Origin of the sequence: Anderseniella sp. Alg231-50, from assembly GCF_900149695.1 — a bacterium.
Lineage (GTDB): Bacteria > Pseudomonadota > Alphaproteobacteria > Rhizobiales > Aestuariivirgaceae > Anderseniella.
In genome coordinates, this window is record NZ_LT703003.1 from 2,316,043 (window position 1) to 2,341,917 (window position 25,875).

The following is a 25,875-nucleotide window of genomic DNA, read 5'->3' on the forward strand; positions in this document are numbered from 1 at the left end:
TCCAGAACATCCATTGACAAGAGCAGGTCAGGAAACCTGGTCATTTCCAATGTGTCAGCGTACCTCGACACCAACGCGTTTAATCTCCCAGTGCAGATCGATGCCGGAATTCTCCTTTACGCGCGCCTTAACAGTTTCACCAAGCTGTTCGATCTGCGCCGCGGTGGCACCGCCTTCATTGATCAGAAAGTTGCAATGCATCTCGGATACTCTGGCAGGACCGATTGCAAAGCCGCGCATGCCGGCTGCATCGATGAGTTGCCATGATTTGCCACCCTCGGGATTCTTGAACGTTGAGCCCCCGGTGCGTGATCGGATCGGCTGGCTTGCCTCGCGTGCAGCGGTAATCTCATCCATATGGGCCTTGATCTCGTCGCGGTCGCCTTGCGCACCCTGAAACAGCGCAGACGTGAAGATCATGTCTGCCGGTGCTGTCGAGCTGCGATAGCCATAGCCCATGTCCTCGTTTGACATGATATGAAGCTTCCCCTTGCGATCAATCCCACGCGCTTCCACCAGGATGTCTCGGGTTTCGCCGCCGTGAGCACCCGCGTTCATCCTCAACGCGCCGCCGATTGTGCCCGGTATACCTCTCAGAAAGGTTAACAAAGTAATACCTTGTTGCAGGGCGAACTGGGCCAGCCGGATGTCGGGAACAGAGGTACCGGAGCGCACAAGAAACCCGTCTTCAAGCGCCATCTGGCCAAATCCGCGACCCAGCCTGATGACCACACCGGGAATGCCGCCATCGCGCACCAGCAGATTGGATCCGACCCCGATCACCTGCACCGGAATGTGTTCATCCAGCGCGGCAAGAAAGCTCGCGAGGTCTTCTTCATCCGCCGGAGAATACAGGACGTCCGCAGGCCCGCCGACGCGGAACCAGGTAAACTCTGCCAATGGCTTGTCCAGTTCAATACGGCCGCGAACCGCTGGCAGTCTGCGCGCCAGTTGCGCACCCGGCGTCGTCATTACTTGCCGCTCCGCTTTGCCAGCGCGTCAAGCTCATCGGGCAAGGAATAGGCCCACTGGGTAATATTGCCGGCACCAAGACAGATGACCAGGTCACCACTTTCCGCTGTTTCGTGGATCAGCGGGGCCAGTTCGCTGTTGTGAGAAATTGTCGATACATTCCTGTGCCCGTGCGCCCGCAAACCCTCTGCAAGCGTCATATGATCGAAACCTTCGATCGGTGCTTCTCCCGCCTCATAAACCGGGGCCAGCACCACCTGGTCAGCATCGTTGAAACATGAACTGAACTCGTCAAACAGGCTTTCCAGCCGGGTGTAGCGATGAGGTTGCATAACCGCGACCACCCGCTTGTCCGTGACCCCGCGAGCCGCCTTCAGCACAGCCGTAATCTCAACCGGGTGATGACCATAGTCATCATAGACGTCGATGCCGTTGCTGGAACCGGTCTGGGTAAAGCGGCGCTTGACGCCGGCAAATCCCGCCAGGCCCTTGCGGATTGCCTTGTCACTGACGCCCAGATTGGCGGCAACCGCGATCGCCGCGGTTGAATTGAGCAGATTGTGTTCACCCGGCATGGCGAGTGTGATGTTGTCCAGCGTGCGGCTTTCACCAGTGCGGCGATCATTGATGACCACCGAGAAATGGCTCTTGCCGCCTGAAAAACTCACATCCGTCAGGCGGTAGTCTGCCTGGGCGCTCTTGCCATAGGTGAACACGCGGCGATCAATCACTTGCGCAATCAGCGACTGCACTTCCGGGTGGTCCATGCACATCACTGCAAACCCGTAGAAAGGAATGTTCTCCACAAATGTGCGGTACGCTTCTTTTGCCTTGTCGAATGTGCCGTAGTGATCCAGGTGCTCGGGATCCATGTTGGTTACGATGGTGACGTCAGCCGGCAGCTTGACGAAGGTACCGTCGGACTCGTCTGCTTCCACAACCATCCAGTCGCCCTTGCCGAGCCTGGCATTGGTCCCGTAGGCGTTGATGATGCCGCCATTGATGACGGTCGGATCAATGCCGCCGGCATCCAGAAGTGCGGATACCAGTGATGTGGTCGTGGTCTTGCCGTGTGTGCCGCCAACAGCAACACAGGACTTGAACCGCATCAGTTCCGCCAGCATTTCCGCCCGCCGCACCAGGGGCAGAAACCGGGCGCGTGCTTCCAGCACTTCAGGGTTGTCCTGCTTGACTGCGGTAGAGGTGACCACAACCTGGGCGTCACCCAGGTTCTCCGGCTGGTGGCCTATGTGAACGATCACACCTGCCTTGCGCAACCGGGCGACATTGTAGTTGTCGGTCATGTCGGACCCTTGCACCGTATACCCAAGCGTTGCCATCACCTCGGCAATACCGCTCATGCCAATGCCGCCAATGCCCACGAAGTGGATAGGCCCGATATCCTGCGTCAATTTCATTCCGGTGCAGTATCCTCTGACTGTGTTTCGCGCGCCAGCTCTTCAACCTGGTCTGCCAGCAACTCGGCAGCATTTGGCCGACCATGCGCAGACGCGGCCAATGCCGTTCTGGTAAGGTCAGCCTCGTCGAAACGCAAGCGTGTAAACACAGCGGCTGTTTCCTGCGGCATCATTTCATTCTGCAGCATGACCCAGCCACCACCGGCCTTCTCCATGCTTTGTGCATTGCGCAGCTGATCATTGTCGAGGGAATGCGGCAACGGCACGTAGATGGCAGGCCTGCCGATCACTCCGAGCTCGGCCACGCTGGATGCACCGGCCCGGCACATCACCAGATGAGACCTGGCGATCAGCTCCGGCATGTCATCGAAAAAGCTTTTGCACAGGGCGGTCACGCCTGCTGCCTCATAGGCCTGGCGAACCCGTTCAATGTCTTCGGGACGGCACTGCTGCGCGACCCGCAGTGTTTTGAGAACGGCTTTCGGCAGTTCGGCAACCATTTTGGGCATGAAGTCGGAAAAAAACTGGGCCCCCTGGCTGCCACCGAACACCAGCAGGTTGAACGGCGCATCGGCGCGAGGCACCTCGTAGGACCGTGCCGCATCAATCACCTGCTTGCGAACCGGATTTCCGGTAAGCCTGACACGTTCCATCTGACCGGTTGAAAATCCGTACAGCGGCTCGAACGAGGAGGCGATAACCTTGGCATTGCCAAGCCCCGCCGCAATCCGGTTGGCGCGTCCGGCAACCGCGTTTTGCTCATGCACCATGGACGAAATTCCGGCATAGCGTGCGGCCATCATGACAGGCAGTGACGGGTAACCACCGAACCCGACCACCACTTGCGGTGTCAGCAGTTTGAACTGTTCAAGGCACTCGCGAAAGCCCGAGACCAGCTGCGAGGCCTGCCCCGGCAGCAACCATGGTTTGCCGAATGTCAGGGTTGATGAGGCGATTTCCTGCACGGTCCCGTCGCGAAACCGGTCCTGCCACTCCAGGCCGCGCTTGTCGGTGAACAGGTGGACCTTCCAGTCGCGGGCCTCCAGCGCTGATGCAAGCGCTTGTGCCGGGAACAGATGGCCGCCCGTACCGCCAGACGCCAGAACAATCGTCCTGCTGGCCTCGACCTCAGCCTCAGCCTTGGCTTCCGCTTTCTCAGACTTGTCCATACTACTCAAGCTGCCTTCAGAGCCATGCCGCCAACTTGGGAATGAAACGCATTACTGCGTACCCGCACACGCGAGAACGCCAACAATAACCCCATGGAGAACGCCATCGCAATCAGCGATGATCCGCCATACGAGATAAACGGCAGTGTCATGCCCTTGGCTGGCAGCAGCGTCAGGTTCACACCGAGATTTATGAACGACTGAAAGCCGTACAGGCTGACCAGTCCGGTCAGGGACAGGACGGCAAACGGGTCGGTAACACGCATGGCCCGCAGCAGCACCCTCAACACGATAAAACCGATGATGCAGATCAGGATGGCGCTGGCGATAAAGCCGAACTCCTCGCCAATGACGGCGGGAATGAAGTCAGTGTGGGCATCCGGCAGGATATGCTTCGCCGTTCCGCCACCTGGCCCGGTTCCCATCAGGCCGCCATTGTTGAAGGCCTGGGTGGCGGCATCGACCTGAAAGGTGTCGTGCTTTTCCGGATCGAGAAACCGGTTCACCCGCGACGCGACATGCGGAAATGTCAGAAAGGCGACAACCGCGCCGCCGCCGGCCAGTCCGGCAAGGCCGAATATCCAGATCCACGAAATGCCGTGAACCAGCAACAAGGTGGCGAACACCGCCGCCATGAGGACCAGTTGGCCAAAATCAGGTTGCTTTACCAACAGTCCCGCCAGGGCTGCAAACATGGCGAAGGAAATCCACAGGCCCGGCATGTCCGGGCGCCTGATGCCCTCAGCCAGAAACCAGGCCGCGGCAACCACAAATGCCGGCTTGGCAAACTCCGACGGCTGCACATTGATCGGGCCCAGATCGAGCCAGCGATGCGCACCCTTGATTTCCGGTCCGATAAAAATCGCCAGCAACATGGCTGCCAGGCCCGCAATAAAGGTCAGCATGCAAACCCGACGCGCCTGCGAAGGTGAAAGCAGCGATGTCAGCACCAGTACAACAGCTGCCGGAACCAGAAACACCAGTTGGCGGGTGAAGAAATGGAAATTGTCCAACCCGAGGCGTGCCGCGACAGGTGGGCTGGCGGCCATGGAGAACAACACACCGGATGCCATGAGAACCAGCACACAACCCAGCAACACCTTGTCGACAGAAAACCACCAGTCGGCAATCAGTCCGCGATCAGAACGGGAGATCAGCATGTCTCAGGCCACCTTTGTTTGTTGCTGCACACCATCAAGCGCCAGCACACAGGCGCGAAAATCATCTCCGCGCATCTCGAAATTGGGATATTGATCAAACGACGCGCAAGCAGGTGACAGAAGCACCGCGATTTCACCCTGGTCACTTGTGTCAGCAGCAGCATCCTGCGCGGCCTGGCGCACAGCAGTCGCCATAGTATCGCAGGCGATATGAGGCGCATGGCCGGCAAGTGCCTCCGCCAGCAGCGGGGCATCCTGGCCAATGAGGTATGCTTTCGCAATCCTGTCAAAATGAGGTTGCAATGGAGCGATACCGCCCTGCTTTGCCTGACCGCCGGCAATCCAGTATATGCGTTTGAAACTCGACAGGGCCTTTGCCGCCGCGTCTGCATTGGTCGCCTTGCTGTCATTGATGAACACGACACGTCCGGCAGAACCGATTTCCTCCATACGGTGTTCAAGGCCTGGAAAGCTGTTTAACCCCTGCTCGATCTGGCCGGCATCCAGGCCAAGCCGGTGCGCGATAATATAGGCGGCACAGGCATTCTGGGCATTGTGCTCCCCGCGCAATGCTCGGGCCTGGGAGAGCGAGACGGATGTGCCGTCACGTGTGTCGGATACAGTGTCGCCGTCCGATTGGACCGTAGCTTCTTTTGCGCCTACGGAAAACGATGACAGTGCAGTGTGTTTCGCCGCAGCCGCGGCAATCTCGACACACCATTCGTCATCCAGCGAAATACCGGCCAGATCATCATTGTCCTGCAGCGCGAACATGCGCGCCTTGACGGCCGCATAATTCTCCATGTCGCCGTGGCGTTCCAGATGATCCGGCGTCAGGTTCATCAAGATGCCCACATCCGGTTTCAGTGACGGCATCAGGTCGATCTGGTAGGAGGACAACTCGATGACATAAATCTTGCCGGAAACCGGCGCCGGCAGCAGCAGCGCCGCGGTTCCGATATTGCCGCCGACTTCAACATCAAGACCGGCAGATGCAAGCACATGACCGGCCAGCGCAGTTGTGGTGGACTTGCCGTTGGTTCCCGTGATCGCCACCAGCTTCGCACCTGTCCCCGCCAGCTCGCGCGCCAGGATTTCCGTATCACCGATGATTTCCACGCCGCAGGCGAGAGCTTTCTTTACGCTCCAGTGCGGTTCGGGGTGGGTGAGCGGCACGCCAGGTGACAGGACGAAACTGTCCAGCGTCGTAAAATCGACACCATGCAGATTGACCACCGGCAGTCCCTGCTCCTTTGCCATGTCGGACGCAGCAGGTGCATCGTCCCATGCCAGCACCTCAGCACCACCGCGCACAAGGGCATCGACAGTGGCGTTACCACTGCGGCCCAGGCCGAATACGCCGACCCTTTTGCCTTTAAAGCTGTGCGCTGCGATAGTCATTGTGTCAGGTAGCCTCTAGCGCAACTTCAAGGTGGCAAGGCCGATAAGCGCCAGAACCACTGAAATGATCCAGAAGCGGATCACGATAGTCGGTTCCTTCCAGCCCTTCTGCTCGAAGTGATGATGCAGCGGCGCCATTGCGAACACCCGCTTGCCGGTAAGCTTGAACGATGCCACCTGCACGATCACTGAAACGGTTTCCAGCACGAACAGGCCACCGATAATGGCCAGGACGATTTCATGCTTCGCCGCCACGGCAATGGCGCCCAGCGTACCGCCGAGAGACAGGGACCCCGTATCGCCCATGAAGATCATGGCAGGTGGAGCGTTGAACCATAAGAATCCAAGGCCGGCCCCGATCAGGGCGCCGCACAGAACCGCCAGTTCACCGGTGCCTCGAATATAGTGGATCTGCAGGTAGTCGGCGAACTTCACATTACCGGCAAGATACACGATGACGCCAAAACTGGCGGCGGCAATCATCACCGGCACGATGGCCAGTCCGTCGAGACCGTCGGTCAGGTTCACAGCGTTACCGGCACCAACCACCACCACCATGCCAAACAGCACGAACACCGCACCCAGTTGGATCAGCGTATCCTTCAGGAACGGCAGTGCCAGGGCATTGGACAGCTTGTCATCGCCCAGCGCGGTGAACATCCACACCGCAAATCCGGCAATCACGAATTCCAGCGCCAATCTCATGCGCCCTGAAAAACCGCCGACGGCAGCGCGGGTCACTTTCAGATAGTCGTCATAAAAGCCAATCGCGCCGAAGCCCAGGGTGACGAACAAGACCGACCATACATAAAGATTGTTGAGGTCGGCCCACAGCAGCGTCGAGATCACGATGCCGGCCAGAATCATCAATCCGCCCATGGTGGGAGTGCCCTGTTTTTCAATAATGTGCCGGGCCGGGCCGTCTTCGCGGATCGGCTGGCCCCTGCCCTGTTTCAAGCGCAGGTTGGAGATCAGCCAGGGGCCGAACATGAACACCAGAAACAGGGATGTCATCAGCGCCCCACCGGTTCTGAAAGTGATGTAGCGGAACACGTTCAACCCGGAAATCTGGTCACTTAGTTCGAGAGATAGATAGTAGAACATGAGTATTCCCCTCCAGAAGCTCAGCCTCCGGATGTGCCCCTGTATTGTTTGATTACTGCATCAACCACCGGTGCCATGCGCGACCCCAGCGACCCCTTTATCATGATAACGTCGTTGGCTTGTATGGACTCAAGCAGCGGTGCGATCAGGTCCTGCGATGACGGTGCATACGCACCACGCGCCGCAACCGGCAACTTCTGCCAGAGAGCGTTCATGGCGGGACCGCAGGCAAACACTTGATCAACTTCAGCAGTTTGCAGCGGATCAACCAGTTCACCGTGAAGGCGATCCGAATGATCACCAAGTTCCAGCATGTCGCCCAATACGGCAATCCGCCGTCCGCGCCCGGACGGCTGCGAGGCGCCAAGCATCTCCAGCGCTGCGCGCATGGACGCCGGGTTGGCATTGTAGCTTTCGTCGATAACCGTGACATGGGACCCGTCCCTGCTCAGCTTGTGGCGCACGCCACGCCCTGACGGCGGGGTAATGTTGGCCAGAGCCAGTGCGCATTTCGCAAGATCAGCGCCCGCCGCCTCACAGGCAGCCAGGACGGCAAGAGAATTCAAGACCACATGCTTGCCGGCGGCACCCAGTTTGTAGGTGACCTGCTGGCCGCGTACATCTGCCGTGACGCATGAGCAGGTGTCGTGCAGGGTCACCTGTTTCAGTGCAATGTGCGATCCGTCCTTTTCGCCAAAGCTGCGAATGTCCGTGATGTCCTGTTCATGTGCAGCATCGCGCAGCAGATCAAAAAACTCGGTGTCGTGATTGATGATGGCCACACCGCCTGTAACCAAGCCGGTAAAGATTTCTGCCTTGGCCCGCGCAATGTCGGACAGCGACGCAAAGTGCCCAAGATGGCTTTCCGCAATCGCCGTGACGATTGCGGTGTGCGGGCGCACCATGTCGATCAGCGTTTCGATTTCACCGGCATGATTCATGCCGACCTCGAACACACCAAACTCGGCAGTGCGCGAAAACCGCGCCAGGGTAAGCGGCACACCCCACTGATTGTTGAACGACGAAACCGACGCGTGGGTTTCTCCGCATGATGCCAGAGCAACCTTGAGGGCGTCCTTTGTGGTTGTCTTGCCGACTGAGCCGGTAACCGCGATGACATGCGCACTGCTGCGCGTCCGCGCCGCCCGTCCCAGTGCCTCAAGAGCCGCCAGCGCATCATCCACGACGAGCACCGGGCCAGCATCCCGCATGGCACTGTCGGGCCGCGAGACGATGGCTACGCCGGCACCGGCCTTGAGTGCGTTGGCCGCATATTCATGGCCATCGGTGCGCTCCCCCTTGATGGCAACGAAGATATCACCTGCGCTGATGGCGCGACTGTCTATCGCAACACCGTCCAGCGCCTCGGTTACCTCGCCGTCAAGGTGTCCGCCGGTGGCCTCGACAACCTCATCGATGGTCCACAAGGGTTGATCAGCCATTGGCAACCCTCCCCGCTACACAGGCCAGAACAGCTTCCTGGTCTGAGAACGGAATGACCTTCTTGCCGACGGTCTGGCCGGTCTCATGACCCTTGCCGGCAACAACCAGCACATCGCCTGAAGCCAGGTTGTCTACGCCATGTTGAATAGCCTGGGCCCGGTCCCCTATCTCGATCCCGTCCGGACATGCGGCCATGATGGCCTTGCGGATCAGGGCGGGGTCTTCGGTGCGCGGATTGTCATCGGTTACAATGGCAATATCGGCATGTTCGCAGACAACCTTGCCCATTTCGGGCCGCTTGCCCGGATCGCGATCACCGCCAGCCCCGAACACCACCTGCAGCCTGCCGGTCGCATATGGACGCAGGGACTTGAGCACATGCTCGAGTGCATCAGGGGTATGGGCGAAGTCCACGAAAACCGGCGCTCCGGCATGTGTCGTTGCGACCAGTTCGAGCCTGCCGGATGCGCCCTGAAGCTGCTCCAGGGCCCTTATCGCATGGGGTTCCGAACCTCCTGCGGCAACCACCAGGCCAACCGCCATAAGCGCATTCTCGGCCTGGAAATCCCCAACCAGCGGCAGGTAAACATTATACCCGCCCTCCTGCCCCTTGATCTCGAGCAACTGACCAAACCCTTGCTGTGTCGCCGAAACCAGCTTCAGGCCGGTTCCCTTGCGCCCGACGCTGGACACCACCAGGCCACGCGACGTGCAGCGCGCCATGATGTCTTTCGCTTCAGGCATATCCGAATTGACAATGGCAGTAGCACCTTCGCTGAGCACCTCTTCGAACAACATCATCTTTGCATCAAGATAGGCCTCGAAGGTCTTGTGGTAGTCCAGGTGGTCCCGCGTCAGGTTGGTGAACCCGGCAGCGGCGAACCGTGCGCCATGCAAACGATATTGTGCCAGGCCGTGGCTGGACGCCTCCAGTGCAACATGGCTTACCTGTTGGGCTGCGAGTTCAGCCAGAGCAGCATGAATCTCGACAGGGTCCGGTGTGGTATGAACGAGTTTCCGCGTACCGCCGGGCGAAACGATACCGACCGTGCCTATACTGGCGGCTGACAGTCCGAGCACCGCCCAGATCTGGCGCACGAACGACGCTACCGATGTCTTGCCATTGGTACCGGTGACCGCAACCATGACGTCCGGCTGGCGGACATAAAAACGAGCCGCCATGCGAGCGAAAACAAGCCGTGGATTATCGCATACAACCACCGGTACGGCCAGGCCGTCCGGCAGCTCCGCATCGCGACCGGTAACAATCGCAACCGCGCCGTTATCAATCGCACTTTGCACATAGCTTGCGCCGTCGGCTTCGACACCGGCAAGCGCGGCAAACACCTCGCCCTGCTTGATCAGACGGCTGTCGCTGTTCAATCCGGAAACTATTACGTCGCCGGAGCCGTCGGGAATCTCGGCAATGGAATGCATCAGGCTGGACAGTGTCATGCTCATTGGCCGGCACCTGCAAGGCTGGCCTGCGTATCGGCTTTTTTGCGTTCTTTCAGAACCCGGGTCTTGTATTTTTTCAGTTTTCCCGACGAGGTCTCATCAAACTTCGGCATCACCCCCAGAAGCGGGGCAATCCGCGCAATGACCTTGCCGGCGGTCGGTACCGCATTCCAGCCGGACGTAGCATAACCATGGGTTTCCGGCAGCGGCTTTGGTTCATCCAGCATGATCAGGATTACAAATTTCGGATCATCCATGGGAAATGCACCGACGAAGGAGTTCAACCGGTGGTTCTTGGAATACCTGCCGTTGACCACCTTTTCGGCAGTCCCCGTCTTGCCGCCAACGCGGAAGCCCGGCACCCCGGCCTTGCCGGCGGTACCCTTGTCTACATTGAGCTTGAACAAATAGCGCATGTCCGCGCTGGTGGACGGTTTAATCACTTGTTGAGCAAGGGCCTCGGCGGTTTCTGCATCGCGGCGCAGCAACGTAGGCGGTATTAGCTTACCGCCGTTGAGCAAAGCTGCTGCGACTGTGGCACCCTGCAACGGTTGTACGGCAAATCCGTGACCAAAAGACGCCGTGACGGTTACCAGCTTACCCCATTTCTTGGGCAATAACGGCTTGGCCGCCTCAGGCAGTTCGGTAGTCAAACGGTCGAAAAACCCCATCTTGCGCAGGAAAGCCTGGTGACCGTCCAGACCGACATCCAGCGCCATTTTTCCGGTGCCTATGTTTGACGAAAACATGAAGATTTCCGGCACACTCAGAATACGCCGCTTGGCATGGAAATCGTTGATGCGGGCGCGGCCGATCACCAGCGGGTAACGGGCGTCATACCGCGAATTAAGCGTCGCGGTACCGGCGTCGAGAGCCATGGCGAAGGTGACCGCCTTGACGATCGATCCCAGTTCAAACACACCGGCTGTCACGCGATTGACGTTCTCGCTCTTGAGCGCGTCCTTGGGATTGTTGGGACTGTAATCCGGCAGGGAAACCAGCGACAATACCTCACCGGTATCGGACCTGAGCACGATGCCGGCTGCGGCCTTGGCGCTGAACTTGGTGATGGACTTGCGCAACTCGTCGGTGACCGCATGCTGGACACGGACATCAATCGAGGTTTGCGCCGGCATGCTGGCGGCACGTTCCGTCTCGGCAAGTGAAGCCGTGTAGAGAGCACCCTGGTCATCAAGGAACTTCTCGAGGCCTGCAATTCCGTGCGAGTCTACGTCAACGGAACCCAGGACATGGGATGCCAGCTTGCCCATCGGGTAGATGCGGCGGGTTTCCGCCCGGAAACCAACCCCGGGTATGCCCATATTGTGGATCAGCTCACGCTGGCCGGGAGAGACCTCGCGCTTGATCCAGACAAACCGCCGTTTGCGTTTGTCCAGCTTGCGGCGCAGGTCTTTCGCATTCAGTTCAGGCAAGGCGCCCGTCAACAGCTCAACGGCTTCATCGACGTCGATCATCTTGGCTGGGTCAGCATACAGTGATGACACCGGAATATCGGTTGCCAGCACATTGCCGTGCCGGTCGGTTATGTCGGGCCGCGGAATGCGCACCTTGGCATCGAATTGCGCTGTCCGGTTGACCTGCCCGCCCTCAACCAATGTCAGCCATCCAAGCTTGCCGACCAGTACCGCAAATCCCAGTGCAAAGCCTGCCACCACCAGCCGCAGCCGCTTGTGGCCGCGAAAGGTAAAGTCTGCCTGGCTGGTATCGATTGGGTTTGCTCTGGTCATTGCATCATCCGCAACAGGTCTGCCATGGGATCATCGGAGGCCGGAGTCTTGTCCGGTTCATGCGCCGGTGCAGCTGGCAGCTTTGCCGCCAGTCCGTTCAGTTCAACCAGTTGGTCAGGCAGTACAGGCGCGAGCTCCAGATGGTTCCTGGCAAGCTGCTCCAGCCGTTGCGGCCGGGTCAGCATGCTCCACTCGGCATTCAACAGCCCGATAAATTCATATTCGCTTTCGATACCTTTATCGACGCGTGCGATCTCTCTTTCAACCGAGCGGGTCCGGTGTTCAAGGGTGTACAGTGCAAAGCCTGCTGCCAGCACACAGACAACCAGTATGACATTGAGCAATCTCAGCACAGCGTCACCTCGCGTCCGAAATCCTCAAGCGCAAACGGGTGCGGCTCGGCTTCGGTGCGCCTGCCGGCACGAAGCCGCGCAGATCGTGCCCGCGGGTTTGAGGCAGTTTCGCTCTCGTCGGCAACCACGCCGCCACGGGCCAGATCCTCAAAAGACGGATCCGGTTCCGCGACCTGGGGCGCATGGCGCGAGGCTCGCGCGGCGCGCCCCGACCTTTGGTGCAGGAAGCGCTTCACGATCCGGTCCTCAAGGGAATGGAATGTCACAATCGCCAGCCGGCCACCGGGCGCCAGCAACCGTTCAGCTGCTGCAAGTGCTTCAGCCAGTTCTCTCAGTTCCGCATTCACATAGATGCGCAAGGCCTGAAATGTGCGGGTCGCCGGGTGGATGGACGGTCCCTTGAATTTAGGCGGACGGCCAAGCGTTGCCTCGATCAGTGCCGCGAGATCAAGCGTCCGGGTGAAAGGTTCCAGCTTGCGTCGTTTGGTAATTGCTTTTGCAATGGCGAAAGCGCGTTTTTCCTCGCCGAGGACCCCGATGATGTGGCGCAAATCGCGTTCTTCGAACTCGTTGACGACATCTGCCGCGCTGGTGCCCTGCTGCTCCATGCGCATATCCAGAGGCCCGTCCCGCATGAAGGAGAACCCGCGTTCGCCCTGATCCAGTTGCATGGATGACACACCGACATCCAGGACAATACCGTCCACATTGGCCAGTCCGGCATCTGCCGCGATTTGCTCCATCTGCGAAAACCGGCCCTGCACCAGTGTCAGCCGGTCGGCGGAGCTCTGAACCAGCCAGTCACCGGCTGCAATTGCGTTCGGGTCGCGGTCTATGGCGATAACCCTGCAGGACGCGGCATCGAGCACGGCCCTGGTGTAGCCGCCTGCCCCGAAAGTGCCGTCGACAAAGACTTCACCATGCGCCGGGCACAGCACATCCATCACCGGGCCAAGCAGCACAGGTATATGGAGATCTGGCGTATGATCGCCTGAACGGGTCATGGTTGTAATGCGGCTCCACCTGACGAACGGCCCTGAAGGCGCGTCCATCGCCAAAATCTTAACAAGCGTTAGGACTTTGGAGCCGGGATACTTAACAAACCGTTGATTTCATGCCTCGTTTTGCACCCGGAGGGCAAATTTCGCCGTTTGGTACATCTTCCACGGACAAGACACCGGAATAAAACAGGCAAAACGCGGCAACATCCTGACCCGGGTGGCGATGATTCCCTGCAATGCCTGTTTTTCCTGCGCTACGGCAATGGTTTCCCGGTTTATTGGAATTCCGGCCTTGAGGTTGTATACTCGGTTGAGCGATTTGCGAGGCAGCCCGGATCCGGGTCGCTTCGTTGACAGATACACCCGCCCAGGAGGAAATCGATATGAAATCAAGAAAGCTACTCACACTGTGCTGCGCCGCCGCCATGTCTGCCTGCAGTTCGGCCGCTTTTGCTGCGGATGTCGTGATCGGTGTTCCCAACTGGCCGTCCGTTCAGGCAACGGCTCACGTTTTGAAAGTCGCCATGGAAAACAAACTCGGTATTGAGGTCGAGCTGAAGAACGGGTCCAACAAGGCAGTGTTCGACGCAATGGACGCCGGTTCAATCCATGTGCATCCGGAAGCCTGGCTGCCGAACCTGGACCACCTCAAGCGCCAGTATGTCGACGGCAAGAAGTCCATCAAGATGACAGGGAACGCGGCCACCGGCGAACAGGGCATGTGCGTGACCAAGGGAACCGCGGAAAGAACCGGAATCACGGACATCAAGCAACTGAGAGAGCCGGAGATGGCCAAGAAGTTTGATACCGATGGTGACGGCAAAGGCGAGGTCTGGATAGGCGCGCCAGGATGGGGATCGACACCCATCGAGCAGATACGCGCGCGCTCCTACGGGTACGACAAGACATTGGACCTGAAGATCATGGAGGAAGCCGCTGCCCTGGAAACAGTGAACAACGCGGTGAAGGAGAAAAAGGACATCGTCTTTTTCTGCTACACCCCGCATTACATGTTTGCGGCAAATGAACTGGTGCTCCTAAAAGAACCGGCTCACGACCCGAACCAGTGGGTCATCGTGCCGCCATCGCCCACACCGGGCTGGCTGGAAAAATCGTCCGCAGCGGTTGCCTGGGATACCGCAACACTTCATGTCAGCTACGCCACTGCACTTGAACAGGCACAGCCCAAGGCCGCGGCCATGCTGTCCAAGGTGAAACTGGACACCGAAACCCTGACCAAGATGACCTTCGCGCTGGAGGTCGAAAAGCAGGAACCGGCCGCGTTTGCAGCCAAGTGGGTCGAGGAAAACAAGGCGACCGTCGACAGCTGGTTCCAGTAACCGTTGAAGCCAGAATCGGGGAATGGTGAAAATCGGCGGCCGGGTTCGCCTCGTCACCATCCCCGACGAATTGCCACCGGATGATGAGGCCGGCAGGCTGGAAGTCAGTGAGATGAACGGGCAACCGGCCTACATGGACCAAGCCCGGTTTGAGCCGTCTTGCCTGCTCGTGGTGACGTGAAAACGGCCCCTGTTTCGGGGCCGTTTTCAGTTTATCAAAGCACAGTGACTGGCCCGGCACTCAGCGCCGGTTGCCACCCGGCCGGCGGTTCTGACCCTGTCCAGGAGGCGGCGGGCTGCCTGATTTGGTGTCCTTGTGCCGGAAAGTAATGCGGCCCTTGTCGAGATCGTAAGGGGTCATCTCCACCGTCACCCGGTCACCTGCAATGGTGCGAATCCTGAACTTCTTCATCTTGCCGGCAGTGTAGGCGATGATCTCGTGATCATTCTCGAGTTTAACCCGAAAGCGCGAGTCTGGCAGGACCTCGGTAACGATACCTTCAAACTCGAGCACTTCTTCTTTCGACATAAAAACCTATTCCCTCGCGGTGTCTGTTGATGGATGCATACCCGTTTGCGCGCCAGCAATCAATTGCTCAAAAAACAAAAGCCGGACAAAGCCCGCATTTTTGCGCGCTTTTATCCGGCATCAGCCGAAACGGGCTTGCGGTTGCCTGCAATATCAGGCCCCGCTGCCCGAACCAGTTTCCCGACATCACCGCAGCCGGTCCGGTTCAACAGAACCCGCGCTGTTATGTCGTCAGTCAGTTTCAGGCCGGGCTGGTCAGCCCATCTGGATGTCGGTTGCCTGCTGACCTCTGCCGCGTGGATCATCTTCCACGACAAAGCTGACTTTATCGCCGTCAGCAAGTCCTTCCAGGCCTGAACGCTGGATGGCGGTGATGTGCACGAACACATCCTTGGAGCCATCTTCCGGTGCGATAAAGCCGAACCCTTTCTGGGTGTTGAAGAACTTGACGGTGCCGCTGACACGCATGGGGATATTCCTTTCCCGCTATCAATCTGGAATGACCAGTCCGGCTCAAAACTCAGTGCCGGTCTCCGGGCGTACTCGGGAAAGCAGTCGTGCCTCAAATCCAGGACAACGCAATTCTAATCCGATCGTCGCTGGACACATCCATTCCATATTCGATGTGCCGGTGACACCGATCATAGGGCAGAAACCGCCTCAGGGCAATTCAAACAGCAACCAAAAACTGCGGCGGTTCTGCCGTTTTTCTAAAATTGTCCGCGTAAGCACTTTCTGTACCTGTTCCAGGCGGCTTCCGTCTTCAGTTTGAAGGCCTGCTGCTTGTACCAGTGGCATTTTGCGTGAATGGTACTGCCCCGGGCATAGGCAGCATCGCTTGTGACAGCCGATACGCCAAGCATGGAAACGGCGTATATCAAGGTAGCGGCAACTGCATAACTTGCGATCTTCATGTTGATCTCTCCTTTAATGACTTTCTTTATACGGAGATCAGCGCTTCGCCGATCAGCCTGTTGCCGGAATTGATGCAGGCGAGGCCGGGACGAGGCAATTCAAACCGGCTCAAAAACATGTGCGGGAAAGTGACTGACACCAGCCGGCCTGTAAGCCGGGTTCTGTCCATGGCGCATGCTGCACCACTGGATGACCATTCATCTGGGATGTACGTTACCGCACACCTCTTGCGACCAACCCGGGCAGCGTTCCGGAAGAACACGAACCGGCTCGCCATTTAAGGCGCGCCTGCTGCCCCTATTTAGTCTTGCTCCCGGTGGGGTTTGCCGTGCCGCTTCCGTTACCGGACGCGCGGTGCGCTCTTACCGCACCCTTTCACCCTTACCTTCGCCCGTTGCCGGGCGTGAGGCGGTTTGCTTTCTGTGGCACTTTCCCTGGAGTCACCTCCGCCGGACGTTATCCGGCACCGTGTCTCCGTGGAGCCCGGACTTTCCTCACAACGCCCCCGGTCCCGAAGGGATCAGTAACATTGCGCGGTCATCCAGCCGACTGGTGTCAAGGTTTTCATCTAGCACACTTGTTGCGCACATGCACCGGCTTGTTGCGGCTCAGGCAGAACGGGCCGCCAGCACGGCCGCAAGCGTTGCAAGTGTCGACACATCCGCCCGCCCGTCACACAGCTCCGGTCGAAAATGCAGCTGGAAGGCCCGGACCACGGTTGCCGTCGCACCATCATAATCACCGGTCACATCGATGCCGTATCCAAAGGCTGCAAGGTTTTGCTGCAAGCTGCTGACATCAGCACCGACAGCGCCTTCCGCCAGCACCGGCCCGTCAGCAATCGCTGCAGGCGTCACCCACAAACCGATACCCCGGCTTGCCAACCGGGCCCACGGAAATTTTTCTCCCGGGTCAATCTTGCGCCCCGGTGCCACGTCCGAATGAGCCAGGACGTGCCGGGGCTCAATGGCGTGACGGGCGACAATGTCCTGCCCCAGGGCAATCACAGCCTCGATCTGGACATCTGGAAAATCATGATAGTTGTCACCATGGCCGGGATTGCAGATCTCGATGCCGACCGAGCGTGAGTTGATGTCACCGGCGCCTTCCCAGGATGACTTGCCGGCATGCCAGGCGCGTTTGTCTTCATCGACCATGTGCACGATGCCGCCATCCTGGCGCACCAGGTAATGACATGACACCTCGCGCTCGCCGTTTGTCAGTATCTCGATTGCAAATTCAGGTGTCGGCACGCCGGTATAATGCAGCAGCAGTATGTCCGGCCCGGCCACGCCGACGCGGTCGCTGAAATTGGTTGCCGGGATCAGTTCATGCGGCAGGCCGGTAACACTCATATACCACGCTCACGTTCGACCTGCCCCCAGGCCTCGGTGATACGGGCCAGCCGGGTTGTGGCGATTGCCACCGCTTCTTCGGGCATGCCGGCTGCAATATGACGGTCAGGATGGTTTTCCTTCACCAGCTTGCGGTAATGCGCCTTGAGGTCACCGTCGCTTGCTGCGCAGTCAATGCCGAGAATGCTGTAGGGATCGCTGTCGGTACCGCGAAGGTTTCGCGAGCGGATGCAGCCGAAGCGGTCTTCGAGGCCGAATATCTGAGATACTTCCTCCAGGAACGCCAGTTCCTGTTCACCAACGGCCCCGTCGGCACGCGCGATGTGAAACAGGCCGTCAACCAGGTCTTCCAGCACGTCCTTCTGATCGCTGAACAACCTGGCGATCTTGCGGGCATAACTGTCAAAGCCGGTCACTTCCTGCTTTGCCAGGTTGAATACCCGCGCAACATTCTGGGTTTCTTCCGGGTGGATCACGAAAATCTCGCGAAAAGCCGCGATCTCGGCTTCACTTACCAGCCCGTCCGCCTTGGCCATCTTGGCGGACAAAGCAATGACGCCGATGGTGAAGGCAACGGATTTTTGCGGATCGCGTTTTTCACGCGGCGCGCCGACGATACGCGACAATGCCTCGCTGACACTGTCTCCCACCGCCTGAAGTATCTCAGTGATTGTCGTCCATATCGTCATTGCTTGTCAGACTACCCGATGACCATTAGGTTTCGCACCTGTTTCCCGCATCAATTACAAAGATTTCATGTCGCACACCACCAAGGGCTATTTGCTGGCATTTGCCGGTGTCGTCATTTTTGGCCTGACACTGCCGTTTACGCGCATTGCCGTGGCTGAATTGCCGCCGGTGTTCGTCGGTCTGGGCCGCGCCATTTTTGCCGCCGTGATTGCAGGTTTCATGCTGCTGGTGACGCGTTCACCCCGTCCGGTCCGTCGCGACCTGCTGAAATTATTACTGGCGGGATTCGGCATCGTCATCGGCTTTCCGCTGTTTTCCGCCATTGCCATGCAAACCGCCCCGGCCAGTCACGGCGGCGTCGTGTTGGGCATTCTGCCATTGGCAACGGCAGCTGCCGCCATCGTGTTCGCCGGTGAAAACCCGTCATTGAAATTCTGGGCCTGGGCCATAGCAGGTTCTGTTGCGGTGGTTGTGTTTGCCCTGCTGAACGCCGGCGGCGGTGAGCTTTACGGCGCCGATTTGTGGTTGCTGGCATCCATCATCGCCGCCGCCGTCGGCTACGCCATATCAGGCGATCTGACCAGGCGGCTCGGCGGGTGGCAGGTCATTTCCTGGTGCCTGCTGGTCATGGTGCCGATCATCATAATTCCGGTGATGTTTTCCCTGCCAGAGGTGAACTGGAATGCGTCGTCCTCAGCCTGGCTGGCATTTGCCTATGTGGCCGTGTTCTCGCAGTTCCTCGGCTTCTTCTTCTGGAACAACGGCATGGCACTTGCCGGCGTGGCAAAAGCGGGCCAGGTGCAGTTGCTGCAGATCTTCGTGACCCTGGCAGGATCATGGGCCCTGCTCGGTGAAACGGTGACCGCGGTTACCTTCGGTTTTGCTCTAATAGTGGCGCTTTGCGTATGGATGGGCCGCAAGGCATGAGTTGCCTTTATCTCAAAAGACCCCTGCCTCAAGACCTGCCGCCATGGCCAGCCCAAGCTCTTCAACCTGTTGCGTAAAATCGTCCTGCCACTCGCCGTGCAGGATCATCGGCTCCTGCACCAGTTTCCAGCGCAGGCCGCCGGTAATGCTTTCAATGGCGCGGCGCGTACCGGTGCCGTCCAGGCCTGCCCGGATATAGACACCCAGCGGCAAGCCCTGTTTTTCCTCGATCACCCCATAATAGGTGCGGTCGAAAAAGTCCTTCAGGGCACCCGACATGTAGCCGAGATTTTCCGTAGTGCCGAGGATAATGCCGTCACACGCCAGCACATCTTCCGGACCTGCCTCGAACGGTGTTTTCGACACGGTTTCTATGCCCGACACATCCGGTGACGAGGCTCCGCGCACCGCTGCGTCACGAAGCGCGGTGGTGTTGGGCGACGGCACATGCGCGACTATCAGGAGCCGCTTGGTCACGAGTGGCCCTGAACCGCACGTGGCGCATAGGGGGCCTCGAGCGATGCGACCTGCGCATCGGTCAGCTTGATGTCTGTTGCCGCAACCGCATCGCTCAGGTGATGCGGTTTGGTGGCGCCGATAATGGGCGATGTGATGCCCTTGGCCAGCACCCACGCCAGTGCCACCTGCGCCGGTTTCACACCCAGTTTCGCTGCCAGTTTTTCCACCCGCGCCAGCACGGCATAGTCCTGCCTGGTGCCAAAGTATCCTTGCGCGATCTTGTCGGTCTGCCCGCGCGACGTGGCACCCTTGCCATCTTTCGGCTGGTTGCCGGCCAGGAAGCCGCGCGCCATCGGCGACCATGGCACCAGCGCCACGCCTTCTGCCTCGCAATACGGGATCATCTCGCGTTCTTCCTCGCGATAGCACAGGTTGTAGAAATTCTGCATCACGCGGAACTGCGCCCAGCCATTGGCACGCTGCATTTCACGCAGCATGGCGAACTGCCAGGTCCACATGCTGGAGGCCCCGAGATAGGTCGCCTTGCCGGCCCGCACCACATCGTTCAGGGCATCCGCCAGTTCCTCGAACCCGGTGTCGGGGTCAAGCCGGTGAATATACAAAAGGTCGACATAATCGGTTTTCAACCGCTTCAGCGATGCATCTATACCTTCGAGGATGTGCTTGCGTGACAATCCCTTGTCGTTGGGGTCATCGCCCATCGGCAGGCACACCTTGGTGGCGATCACGGCGTTCGACCGCTTCATGTTCGCGGCAACGAAATTGCCGAGAATCTCCTCACTGGCGCCGGTTGAATAAAAGTCAGCCGTGTCGAAGAAATTGATGCCCGCATCCAGTGCGCCCTTGAGGAAGGGTTGCGCCTCCGCCTCGCCCAGCACCCAGGGATGATGCGGCCATCCCGGTGTGCCATAACTCATCATCCCGAGGCAGAGCCGCGATACCTTAACGCCGGCGCCACCAAGTTTCACATAGTCCATGTAGCAAGTCTCCTAATCGAAATCCCGGCGTTTCAGGGTCGCCAATCGGGTTCGTTTTGCACCATAAAGGATGAGCTTCAAATGCGTCAGTTCGATTGCACGCACCCGTTTCAGCACCCCGAGCCACTCCTTCTCCCGCTTCATGGTGGCGTCACTGCATAATTTGCGTGTGGTTGCGATGCCGGCGATCTTCAGCTTCGTTCCGTCTCGTTCGTAGCTGGTGAAAAACCGGTTGCACCCAGCATGGCCGGAAACCTTGCCGTCAGCGCCAAACTGCACAAAGCGGTCATCACCCTCGCCCAGACCCCACTCGGACCCGGCCAGCGAACCGCCACCAGCCTCCCCGGTGGCAGATGCAAAAATCAGCATGCATGTAAAGAAAACCAGAAAGCGCGGCTTTATCATCGCAAAATTATGGGTGAACCCCGCACCGTGGTCAATCAGTTCAGGAATCAAAAAAGCGATTCAGTTAAGGCCAAAGGCCAAAACTAGAACCGCTTTCCAAACCGCAGGACGTACATCCGGTCTCTGCGTCTCTGATGATCAATATAGGGACTAATTATGAAGAAACAATGAACGAGGCGAATTAAAGTGAACCAGCACCGGATTTTTCCTCTGAAAACCGGGAAAAAACAACACTGTTCAACTCTCTCATTTGTTCCATCCATAGTGCCAGACGGGGGAATTGGGCCAGTTTTGCGGCACCTTCCGGCACCATGGAGAAATAGGTCAGCATCGGATAGACATGAGCATCGGCAAGGCTGACCTGGCCTCCGGCCAGCCAGTTTTCCCCGGCAAGCCGCTGCAATTCGCCCAGAATGAGACCGGCACGCCCAAGACCGGGCAGTACACCCTTGTCCTTCCACGGCACATACACGCCCCACACCAGATGCTTGTACACTTCAGTGTCCGCCAGCCGCATGATCTGGCGGGCCCGGGCGCGGGCCCGGATATCGGACGGCATCAGGTCAGGGCCGTCAAAGGCCTCATTGACGTAAGCCGTGATTGCATCGGTTTCATAAAGCTCAAACGTGCCATGCCGGAATGACGGAATGCGGCCAAACGGGTTCAGCTCGAGATAGCTCCCCGGTGGCCCGCCATCGGCAAAGATGTCCACTGGATGCAGCGTGTAGTCCACACCCTTTTCGGCCAGCACGATGCGGCAGATGCGGACATAGACACTATAGTCGGCGCCAAACAGTAAGACGGGTTCGCTCACAGCGACGCAGCAGCCCTTGCTGCCTGATCATAATGACCCGACAGGACCCGCAGTTCCTTGGCAAGGGCCGATGCCGTTTCGGGTTTCAAGCCCAGGGACTTGATGGTTTCCACCAGCAGTTCCTCGCGCACTTCACGGTACTTGCGGCACACTTCGTCGCCCTTGTCGGTCAGCACAACTGTCTTTTCCTTGCCAGACTTGCCCGACTTCACCAGCCCGGCCCCGTCCAGCTTGCGAATGGCATAGGTCACCAGATGAGTGTCTTCGACATTCAGCACCAGGCAAATATCAGCCAGGCGCTTTGGCTTGGTGCGATGGTGCACCGAAAACAGCACAAGCACATCAAGCGGCGACAGGCCGGGCACGCCGGCGGCAGTCATGCAGCGAACCATCCAGCGCTGAAAGGCGTGAGACGCCATGATCAGGCCGAATTCAAACTCCGACAGCGACGGCATCGCACCTTGCGCCAGGTGCGACGACGAGACGATTGGTCCGAGTTTTCCAGTCTTCTCATTATTCATGTTGACAATTTACCGATAAATCGTAGACGTTGGCAAGGATTTTCGTCACCCCAGCGCAGGCTGGCATCCATAAATGCGGACAACCAAGGGAACGTACAATGGCCAAGTGGGATTTCTGGATCGATCGTGGCGGCACGTTCACTGACCTTGTTGCGCGGATGCCCGACGGCAGCCTGAAAGCACACAAGCTGCTGTCGGAAAACCCGGAGAACTATCGCGATGCCGCCATACAGGGGATTCGCGACCTGATGGGGATTGCCAAAGATGCCCCTATACCGGCAGACCAGATTGCAGCGGTCAAAATGGGCACCACGGTGGCCACCAATGCCCTGTTGGAGCGCAAGGGCGACCGCACATTGCTGCTGACCACGCGTGGATTTCGCGACGCGCTGGAAATCGGCTACCAGGCGCGACCCAACATTTTTGACCTCAACATCATCAAGCCGGAACTGCTGTACGAACAGGTAACCGAAGTGGATGAGCGCGTACTGGCCGACGGTACGGTGGAAACGCCGCTGGACGAGACAGGTGCAAGATCTGCACTGCAGGCCGCTTTCGATGCCGGTATCCGCGCCGTTGCCATCGTGTTCATGCACGGATACCGCTATACCGCCCACGAAACCCTGGCCGGTGAGATCGCCGAGGAGATCGGCTTCACGCAAGTCTCCATCAGCCATCAGGTGTCACCCCTGATGAAACTGGTCGGGCGCGGGGATACCACGGTTGTGGATGCCTACCTGTCGCCGATCCTGCGCCGCTATGTGGACCAGGTCGCGACCGAGCTTGGAACCGAAGGCAGTGACTGCCGGCTGATGTTCATGCAGTCATCCGGCGGCTTGACCGCGGCGGAACTGTTTCAGGGCAAGGATGCCATTCTGTCCGGCCCCGCCGGCGGCGTTGTCGGCATGGTCGAAACCGGGCGCATGTCTGGCTTCGAAAAGCTCATCGGCTTTGACATGGGCGGCACCTCTACCGACGTTGCCCATTTCAACGGCGAGTTTGAACGCGCCTTCGAAACCGAGGTCGCCGGTGTCCGCATGCGCGCGCCGATGATGCGCATTCACACTGTGGCCGCCGGCGGCGGTTCCATTCTGCACTATGACGGCTCCCGCTTCCGCGTCGGTCCGGATTCCGCCGGCGCCAACCCGGGCCCCGCCTGCTACCGGCGTGGCGGACCGCTGGCCGTATCGGATGCCAACGTCATGCTGGGCAAACTCAACCCGGCTCACTTCCCTCAAGTGTTCGGGCCCAATGGCGATGAACCGCTTGATGCTGACGTGGTGCGTGAAAAATTCACCGCCATGGCCAATGACATCGGCGATGGGAAAAACCCTGAAGATGTCGCGGAAGGGTTCATCCGCATAGCGGTCGAGAACATGGCCAACGCCATCAAGAAGATTTCAGTGCAGCGCGGCTATGACGTGCAGGGCTATGCGCTCAACTGTTTCGGCGGTGCCGGAGGCCAGCACGCCTGCCTGATTGCCGACACGCTGGGCATGAAAACCGTCTACATCCACCCCTTTGCCGGCGTGCTTTCGGCCTATGGCATGGGCCTGGCCGACATTCGCAGCCACCGCCAGCAGGCGGTCGAGGAAACCCTGGCCCCGGACATTGAATCAACTCTCCAGAAAATTGCCGCAAGCCTTTCAAAAGACTCGGTAAACGAGTTGACCGGACAGGGCGTTTCTGTATCCGAAACAACCACCTTTCCACGTGCGCTGCTGCGCTACAAGGGAACGGATTCGGCTCTGGACGCAGACCTTGATACAGCTGAGCGGATGCGCGCCCAGTTTGAAACGGCCCACAAGGCCCAGTTCGGTTTTTCCAGCCCCGGCACGGACATAATAGTTGAGGCCGTCACCGTTGAATCGGTTGGCGGCGGATCAGACAGCGCAGAACCTGCACGCACGCTGCAGCAGGGCTCTGCGGATGCCATGGGCCAGACACGCATTTACGCAAACGGTGAATGGCACGAGACACCGCTTTACGACCGCAGCTTCCTCAAGCCGGGCTTCAGTATATCCGGCCCTGCGCTGATCATCGAAGCGCACAACACCACGGTCATTGAGCCCGGCTGGCAGGTTGAAATCTCCAGCCTTGATCACATGGTGCTGACCCGTGCCGTAGCCGCCAAACGCGAATTTGCAATCGGCACTGACGCTGATCCTGTGATGCTGGAAGTGTTCAACAACCTGTTCATGTCGATCGCCGAGCAGATGGGCGTGACGCTTGAGAAAACAGCCTATTCAGTGAACATCAAGGAGCGCCTCGATTTTTCCTGCGCCGTGTTCAATGCAGACGGCGCGCTGGTGGCCAATGCGCCGCATATGCCGGTGCACCTGGGCTCCATGGACAAGTCCGTGGAGACCATCATCGCCAACAATCCGGTCATGCATCCAGGTGATGTGTATATGCTGAACGCGCCCTACAATGGCGGCACGCACCTGCCTGACATCACGGTGGTCACGCCGGTCTTCGATACCGACGACAGGACCATCCTGTTTTACACTGCAAGCCGCGGCCACCACGCCGATGTCGGCGGCATGGCACCCGGCTCCATGACACCGCTTGCGACCTCCATCCATGAGGAAGGCGTTGTCATCGACAACTTCAAGATGGTCGACAAGGGCATCTTCCTGGAAGACGAAACCATGGCGGTGCTGACCGCCGGCGACTATCCGTGCCGTAATCCGGGCCAGAACATTGCCGATCTCAAGGCCCAGGTCGCCGCCAACGAGAAAGGCGTGCAGGAACTGCGCAAGATGGTGGCGCAGTTCAGCCTCGACGTGGTGCAGGCCTATATGAACCACGTGCAGGACAATGCGGAAGAAAGCGTGCGCCGTGTCATCGGTGCCCTGCATGATTGCTCATTCGATTATGAAATGGATGCAGGCCAGCGCATCAAGGTGCATATCCGGGTGGACCGTGAAAACCGCACTGCCGTGGTCGACTTCACCGGCACCAGCGAGCAGCAGGAAAGCAACTTCAATGCACCACGTCCCATCACCAATGCGGCCGTGTTGTATGTTTTCCGGTGCATGGTCGCCGACAACATTCCGATGAATGCCGGTTGCCTGAAACCCATCACCATCGTCACGCCTGAAAAATCCATGCTGTCGCCGGAATACCCGGCAGCGGTGGTGGCCGGAAATGTCGAGGTCTCGCAAGCTGTGACCAGTTGCCTGTTCGGGGCGCTCAACGCGGTTGCTGCCTCGCAGTCAACCATGAACAACTTCAACTTCGGCAATGACAGATACCAGTACTACGAGACCATCTGTTCAGGCTCGGGTGCCGGGCCGGGTTATGACGGTACTTCAGGCGTGCATACCCACATGACCAATACGCGGCTCACCGACCCGGAAATTCTGGAATTCCGTTATCCGGTGGTGCTGGAGGATTTCCGCATCAGGCGTGGCGCCGGTGGCCACGGCAAATGGTCCGGCGGTGGCGGCACCAGGCGCACGGTGCGCTTCCTGGAGGAAATGGATGTTTCGTTGCTCACCGGGCACCGGCGCGTACCGCCGTTCGGTCTTGACGGTGCAGAACCGGGCGAAGTCGGGATCAATTCCTGCCGCCGCGGGGACGGCACGGTTGAGCCGCTCAAGGGCTGCGATCAGACCAGGGTTCATCCCGGCGACGCCATCATCATCCAGACACCCACCGGTGGCGGCTATGGCAAGCCTTGAGCGAAACGA

Annotated in this window: 25 protein-coding genes and 1 other RNA gene; 4 read left to right on the forward strand and 22 right to left on the reverse strand. The window is 58.9% G+C overall.

Annotation, left to right across the window (positions count from 1 at the left end):
* Window positions 1-54: 54 nt before the first annotated feature.
* Genes murB through rsmH form a run of 11 tightly spaced genes read right to left on the reverse strand, consistent with a single transcriptional unit; the run spans window position 55 to window position 13,230 of the window.
* Complete coding sequence (murB, locus tag DHN55_RS11015; RefSeq protein WP_108881321.1) at window positions 55-972, reverse strand: UDP-N-acetylmuramate dehydrogenase; 918 nt, start codon at window positions 970-972, stop codon at window positions 55-57.
* Window positions 972-2,390 carry a UDP-N-acetylmuramate--L-alanine ligase gene (gene murC, locus DHN55_RS11020; RefSeq protein ID WP_108881322.1) on the reverse strand — a complete coding sequence of 473 codons (1,419 nt, stop codon included), beginning with the start codon at window positions 2,388-2,390 and terminating at the stop codon, window positions 972-974. The genes murB and murC overlap by 1 nt, the downstream gene beginning before the upstream one ends.
* Window positions 2,387-3,559: an undecaprenyldiphospho-muramoylpentapeptide beta-N-acetylglucosaminyltransferase gene (murG, locus tag DHN55_RS11025; RefSeq protein WP_108881323.1), complete on the reverse strand. Its 1,173-nt coding sequence runs from the start codon at window positions 3,557-3,559 to the stop codon at window positions 2,387-2,389. The genes murC and murG overlap by 4 nt, the downstream gene beginning before the upstream one ends.
* A 5-nt stretch (window positions 3,560-3,564) precedes the next feature.
* Window positions 3,565-4,719 (reverse strand): FtsW/RodA/SpoVE family cell cycle protein, encoded by a 1,155-nt coding sequence (locus DHN55_RS11030; protein ID WP_337660166.1) that lies wholly within the window; start codon window positions 4,717-4,719, stop codon window positions 3,565-3,567.
* 3 nt (window positions 4,720-4,722) lie between these two features.
* Window positions 4,723-6,120, reverse strand: a complete 1,398-nt coding sequence (murD, locus tag DHN55_RS11035; RefSeq protein WP_108881324.1) for a UDP-N-acetylmuramoyl-L-alanine--D-glutamate ligase — start codon at window positions 6,118-6,120, stop codon at window positions 4,723-4,725.
* Between the two features lie 15 nt (window positions 6,121-6,135).
* Entirely contained in the window at window positions 6,136-7,224 is a 1,089-nt protein-coding gene (gene mraY / locus DHN55_RS11040; protein ID WP_108881325.1) for a phospho-N-acetylmuramoyl-pentapeptide-transferase, read from the reverse strand.
* Between the two features lie 20 nt (window positions 7,225-7,244).
* Window positions 7,245-8,666 carry a UDP-N-acetylmuramoylalanyl-D-glutamyl-2,6-diaminopimelate--D-alanyl-D-alanine ligase gene (locus DHN55_RS11045; RefSeq protein WP_108881326.1) on the reverse strand — a complete coding sequence of 474 codons (1,422 nt, stop codon included), beginning with the start codon at window positions 8,664-8,666 and terminating at the stop codon, window positions 7,245-7,247.
* Window positions 8,659-10,122 carry a UDP-N-acetylmuramoyl-L-alanyl-D-glutamate--2,6-diaminopimelate ligase gene (locus DHN55_RS11050; protein WP_108881830.1) on the reverse strand — a complete coding sequence of 488 codons (1,464 nt, stop codon included), beginning with the start codon at window positions 10,120-10,122 and terminating at the stop codon, window positions 8,659-8,661. The genes DHN55_RS11045 and DHN55_RS11050 overlap by 8 nt, the downstream gene beginning before the upstream one ends.
* A gap of 2 nt (window positions 10,123-10,124) precedes the next feature.
* Entirely contained in the window at window positions 10,125-11,873 is a 1,749-nt protein-coding gene (locus tag DHN55_RS11055; protein ID WP_108881327.1) for a penicillin-binding transpeptidase domain-containing protein, read from the reverse strand.
* Window positions 11,870-12,226, reverse strand: a complete 357-nt coding sequence (ftsL, locus tag DHN55_RS11060; RefSeq protein WP_337660167.1) for a cell division protein FtsL — start codon at window positions 12,224-12,226, stop codon at window positions 11,870-11,872. Before ftsL ends, DHN55_RS11055 begins: the two co-directional genes overlap by 4 nt.
* Window positions 12,220-13,230: a 16S rRNA (cytosine(1402)-N(4))-methyltransferase RsmH gene (gene rsmH, locus DHN55_RS11065; RefSeq protein ID WP_108881329.1), complete on the reverse strand. Its 1,011-nt coding sequence runs from the start codon at window positions 13,228-13,230 to the stop codon at window positions 12,220-12,222. The genes ftsL and rsmH overlap by 7 nt, the downstream gene beginning before the upstream one ends.
* Before the next feature lie 380 nt (window positions 13,231-13,610).
* Between rsmH and DHN55_RS11075 the strand changes: the two genes are divergently transcribed.
* Complete coding sequence (locus DHN55_RS11075; protein WP_108881331.1) at window positions 13,611-14,567, forward strand: glycine betaine ABC transporter substrate-binding protein; 957 nt, start codon at window positions 13,611-13,613, stop codon at window positions 14,565-14,567.
* Window positions 14,568-14,589: 22 nt separating this feature from the next.
* Complete coding sequence (locus DHN55_RS22315) at window positions 14,590-14,748, forward strand: hypothetical protein (RefSeq protein WP_337660168.1); 159 nt, start codon at window positions 14,590-14,592, stop codon at window positions 14,746-14,748.
* A gap of 60 nt (window positions 14,749-14,808) precedes the next feature.
* Here the strand turns inward: DHN55_RS22315 and infA are convergent, their stop codons facing one another.
* The 6 genes from infA to DHN55_RS11105 form a co-directional block, all read right to left on the reverse strand.
* Window positions 14,809-15,096 (reverse strand): translation initiation factor IF-1, encoded by a 288-nt coding sequence (infA, locus tag DHN55_RS11080; protein ID WP_108881332.1) that lies wholly within the window; start codon window positions 15,094-15,096, stop codon window positions 14,809-14,811.
* Between the two features lie 255 nt (window positions 15,097-15,351).
* Window positions 15,352-15,564, reverse strand: coding sequence for a cold shock domain-containing protein (locus tag DHN55_RS11085; RefSeq protein WP_108881333.1), 213 nt, complete (start codon window positions 15,562-15,564; stop codon window positions 15,352-15,354).
* 242 nt (window positions 15,565-15,806) lie between these two features.
* Window positions 15,807-16,010 (reverse strand): hypothetical protein, encoded by a 204-nt coding sequence (locus DHN55_RS11090; protein ID WP_108881334.1) that lies wholly within the window; start codon window positions 16,008-16,010, stop codon window positions 15,807-15,809.
* A gap of 135 nt (window positions 16,011-16,145) precedes the next feature.
* An RNA gene (gene rnpB / locus DHN55_RS11095) (RNase P RNA component class A) lies at window positions 16,146-16,564 on the reverse strand.
* Window positions 16,565-16,619: 55 nt separating this feature from the next.
* A complete protein-coding gene (locus DHN55_RS11100; RefSeq protein WP_108881335.1) occupies window positions 16,620-17,366 on the reverse strand; it encodes an N-acetylmuramoyl-L-alanine amidase in 747 nt (248 codons plus the stop codon).
* Window positions 17,363-18,055 carry a TerB family tellurite resistance protein gene (locus tag DHN55_RS11105; protein ID WP_108881336.1) on the reverse strand — a complete coding sequence of 231 codons (693 nt, stop codon included), beginning with the start codon at window positions 18,053-18,055 and terminating at the stop codon, window positions 17,363-17,365. Before DHN55_RS11105 ends, DHN55_RS11100 begins: the two co-directional genes overlap by 4 nt.
* 67 nt (window positions 18,056-18,122) lie before the next feature.
* Here DHN55_RS11105 and DHN55_RS11110 point away from each other — a divergent pair, with 67 nt between their 5' ends.
* On the forward strand, window positions 18,123-18,983 hold the full coding sequence (locus DHN55_RS11110; RefSeq protein ID WP_108881337.1) for an EamA family transporter: 861 nt from the start codon (window positions 18,123-18,125) through the stop codon (window positions 18,981-18,983).
* Between the two features lie 12 nt (window positions 18,984-18,995).
* On the opposite strand, the gene DHN55_RS11115 is transcribed toward DHN55_RS11110, so the two are convergent.
* The 5 genes from DHN55_RS11115 to DHN55_RS11135 form a co-directional block, all read right to left on the reverse strand.
* A complete protein-coding gene (locus DHN55_RS11115) occupies window positions 18,996-19,460 on the reverse strand; it encodes a flavodoxin family protein (RefSeq protein ID WP_337660169.1) in 465 nt (154 codons plus the stop codon).
* Window positions 19,457-20,440 (reverse strand): aldo/keto reductase, encoded by a 984-nt coding sequence (locus DHN55_RS11120; protein ID WP_108881338.1) that lies wholly within the window; start codon window positions 20,438-20,440, stop codon window positions 19,457-19,459. Before DHN55_RS11120 ends, DHN55_RS11115 begins: the two co-directional genes overlap by 4 nt.
* Window positions 20,441-20,452: 12 nt before the next feature.
* Complete coding sequence (locus tag DHN55_RS11125) at window positions 20,453-20,809, reverse strand: META domain-containing protein (protein WP_337660170.1); 357 nt, start codon at window positions 20,807-20,809, stop codon at window positions 20,453-20,455.
* A gap of 217 nt (window positions 20,810-21,026) precedes the next feature.
* Window positions 21,027-21,659, reverse strand: a complete 633-nt coding sequence (locus tag DHN55_RS11130; RefSeq protein WP_108881340.1) for a glutathione S-transferase N-terminal domain-containing protein — start codon at window positions 21,657-21,659, stop codon at window positions 21,027-21,029.
* Complete coding sequence (locus DHN55_RS11135) at window positions 21,656-22,180, reverse strand: winged helix DNA-binding protein (protein WP_108881341.1); 525 nt, start codon at window positions 22,178-22,180, stop codon at window positions 21,656-21,658. The genes DHN55_RS11130 and DHN55_RS11135 overlap by 4 nt, the downstream gene beginning before the upstream one ends.
* Window positions 22,181-22,278: 98 nt before the next feature.
* Between DHN55_RS11135 and DHN55_RS11140 the strand changes: the two genes are divergently transcribed.
* Window positions 22,279-25,866 carry a hydantoinase B/oxoprolinase family protein gene (locus tag DHN55_RS11140; RefSeq protein WP_108881342.1) on the forward strand — a complete coding sequence of 1,196 codons (3,588 nt, stop codon included), beginning with the start codon at window positions 22,279-22,281 and terminating at the stop codon, window positions 25,864-25,866.
* Window positions 25,867-25,875 lie beyond the last annotated feature (9 nt).

Bases quoted from the DNA above. Each gene is read 5' to 3' on its own strand.
- mraY (WP_108881325.1), bottom strand. From the start codon at position 7,224: ATGTTCTACTATCTATCTCTCGAACTAAGTGACCAGATTTCCGGGTTG.
- rsmH (WP_108881329.1), bottom strand. From the start codon at position 13,230: ATGACCCGTTCAGGCGATCATACGCCAGATCTCCATATACCTGTGCTG.
- DHN55_RS11045 (WP_108881326.1), bottom strand. From the start codon at position 8,666: ATGGCTGATCAACCCTTGTGGACCATCGATGAGGTTGTCGAGGCCACC.
- DHN55_RS11110 (WP_108881337.1), top strand. From the start codon at position 18,123: ATGTCGCACACCACCAAGGGCTATTTGCTGGCATTTGCCGGTGTCGTC.
- DHN55_RS11085 (WP_108881333.1), bottom strand. From the start codon at position 15,564: ATGCGTGTCAGCGGCACCGTCAAGTTCTTCAACACCCAGAAAGGGTTC.
- DHN55_RS11100 (WP_108881335.1), bottom strand. From the start codon at position 17,366: ATGAGTGTTACCGGCCTGCCGCATGAACTGATCCCGGCAACCAATTTC.
- DHN55_RS11030 (WP_337660166.1), bottom strand. From the start codon at position 4,719: ATGCTGATCTCCCGTTCTGATCGCGGACTGATTGCCGACTGGTGGTTT.
- DHN55_RS22315 (WP_337660168.1), top strand. From the start codon at position 14,590: ATGGTGAAAATCGGCGGCCGGGTTCGCCTCGTCACCATCCCCGACGAA.
- DHN55_RS11050 (WP_108881830.1), bottom strand. From the start codon at position 10,122: ATGACACTGTCCAGCCTGATGCATTCCATTGCCGAGATTCCCGACGGC.
- murD (WP_108881324.1), bottom strand. From the start codon at position 6,120: ATGACTATCGCAGCGCACAGCTTTAAAGGCAAAAGGGTCGGCGTATTC.
- DHN55_RS11075 (WP_108881331.1), top strand. From the start codon at position 13,611: ATGAAATCAAGAAAGCTACTCACACTGTGCTGCGCCGCCGCCATGTCT.
- murC (WP_108881322.1), bottom strand. From the start codon at position 2,390: ATGAAATTGACGCAGGATATCGGGCCTATCCACTTCGTGGGCATTGGC.
- infA (WP_108881332.1), bottom strand. From the start codon at position 15,096: ATGTCGAAAGAAGAAGTGCTCGAGTTTGAAGGTATCGTTACCGAGGTC.
- murG (WP_108881323.1), bottom strand. From the start codon at position 3,559: ATGGACAAGTCTGAGAAAGCGGAAGCCAAGGCTGAGGCTGAGGTCGAG.
- DHN55_RS11090 (WP_108881334.1), bottom strand. From the start codon at position 16,010: ATGAAGATCGCAAGTTATGCAGTTGCCGCTACCTTGATATACGCCGTT.
- DHN55_RS11140 (WP_108881342.1), top strand. From the start codon at position 22,279: ATGGCCAAGTGGGATTTCTGGATCGATCGTGGCGGCACGTTCACTGAC.
- DHN55_RS11120 (WP_108881338.1), bottom strand. From the start codon at position 20,440: ATGGACTATGTGAAACTTGGTGGCGCCGGCGTTAAGGTATCGCGGCTC.
- DHN55_RS11105 (WP_108881336.1), bottom strand. From the start codon at position 18,055: ATGACGATATGGACGACAATCACTGAGATACTTCAGGCGGTGGGAGAC.
- DHN55_RS11125 (WP_337660170.1), bottom strand. From the start codon at position 20,809: ATGCTGATTTTTGCATCTGCCACCGGGGAGGCTGGTGGCGGTTCGCTG.
- murB (WP_108881321.1), bottom strand. From the start codon at position 972: ATGACGACGCCGGGTGCGCAACTGGCGCGCAGACTGCCAGCGGTTCGC.
- DHN55_RS11055 (WP_108881327.1), bottom strand. From the start codon at position 11,873: ATGACCAGAGCAAACCCAATCGATACCAGCCAGGCAGACTTTACCTTT.
- DHN55_RS11135 (WP_108881341.1), bottom strand. From the start codon at position 22,180: ATGAATAATGAGAAGACTGGAAAACTCGGACCAATCGTCTCGTCGTCG.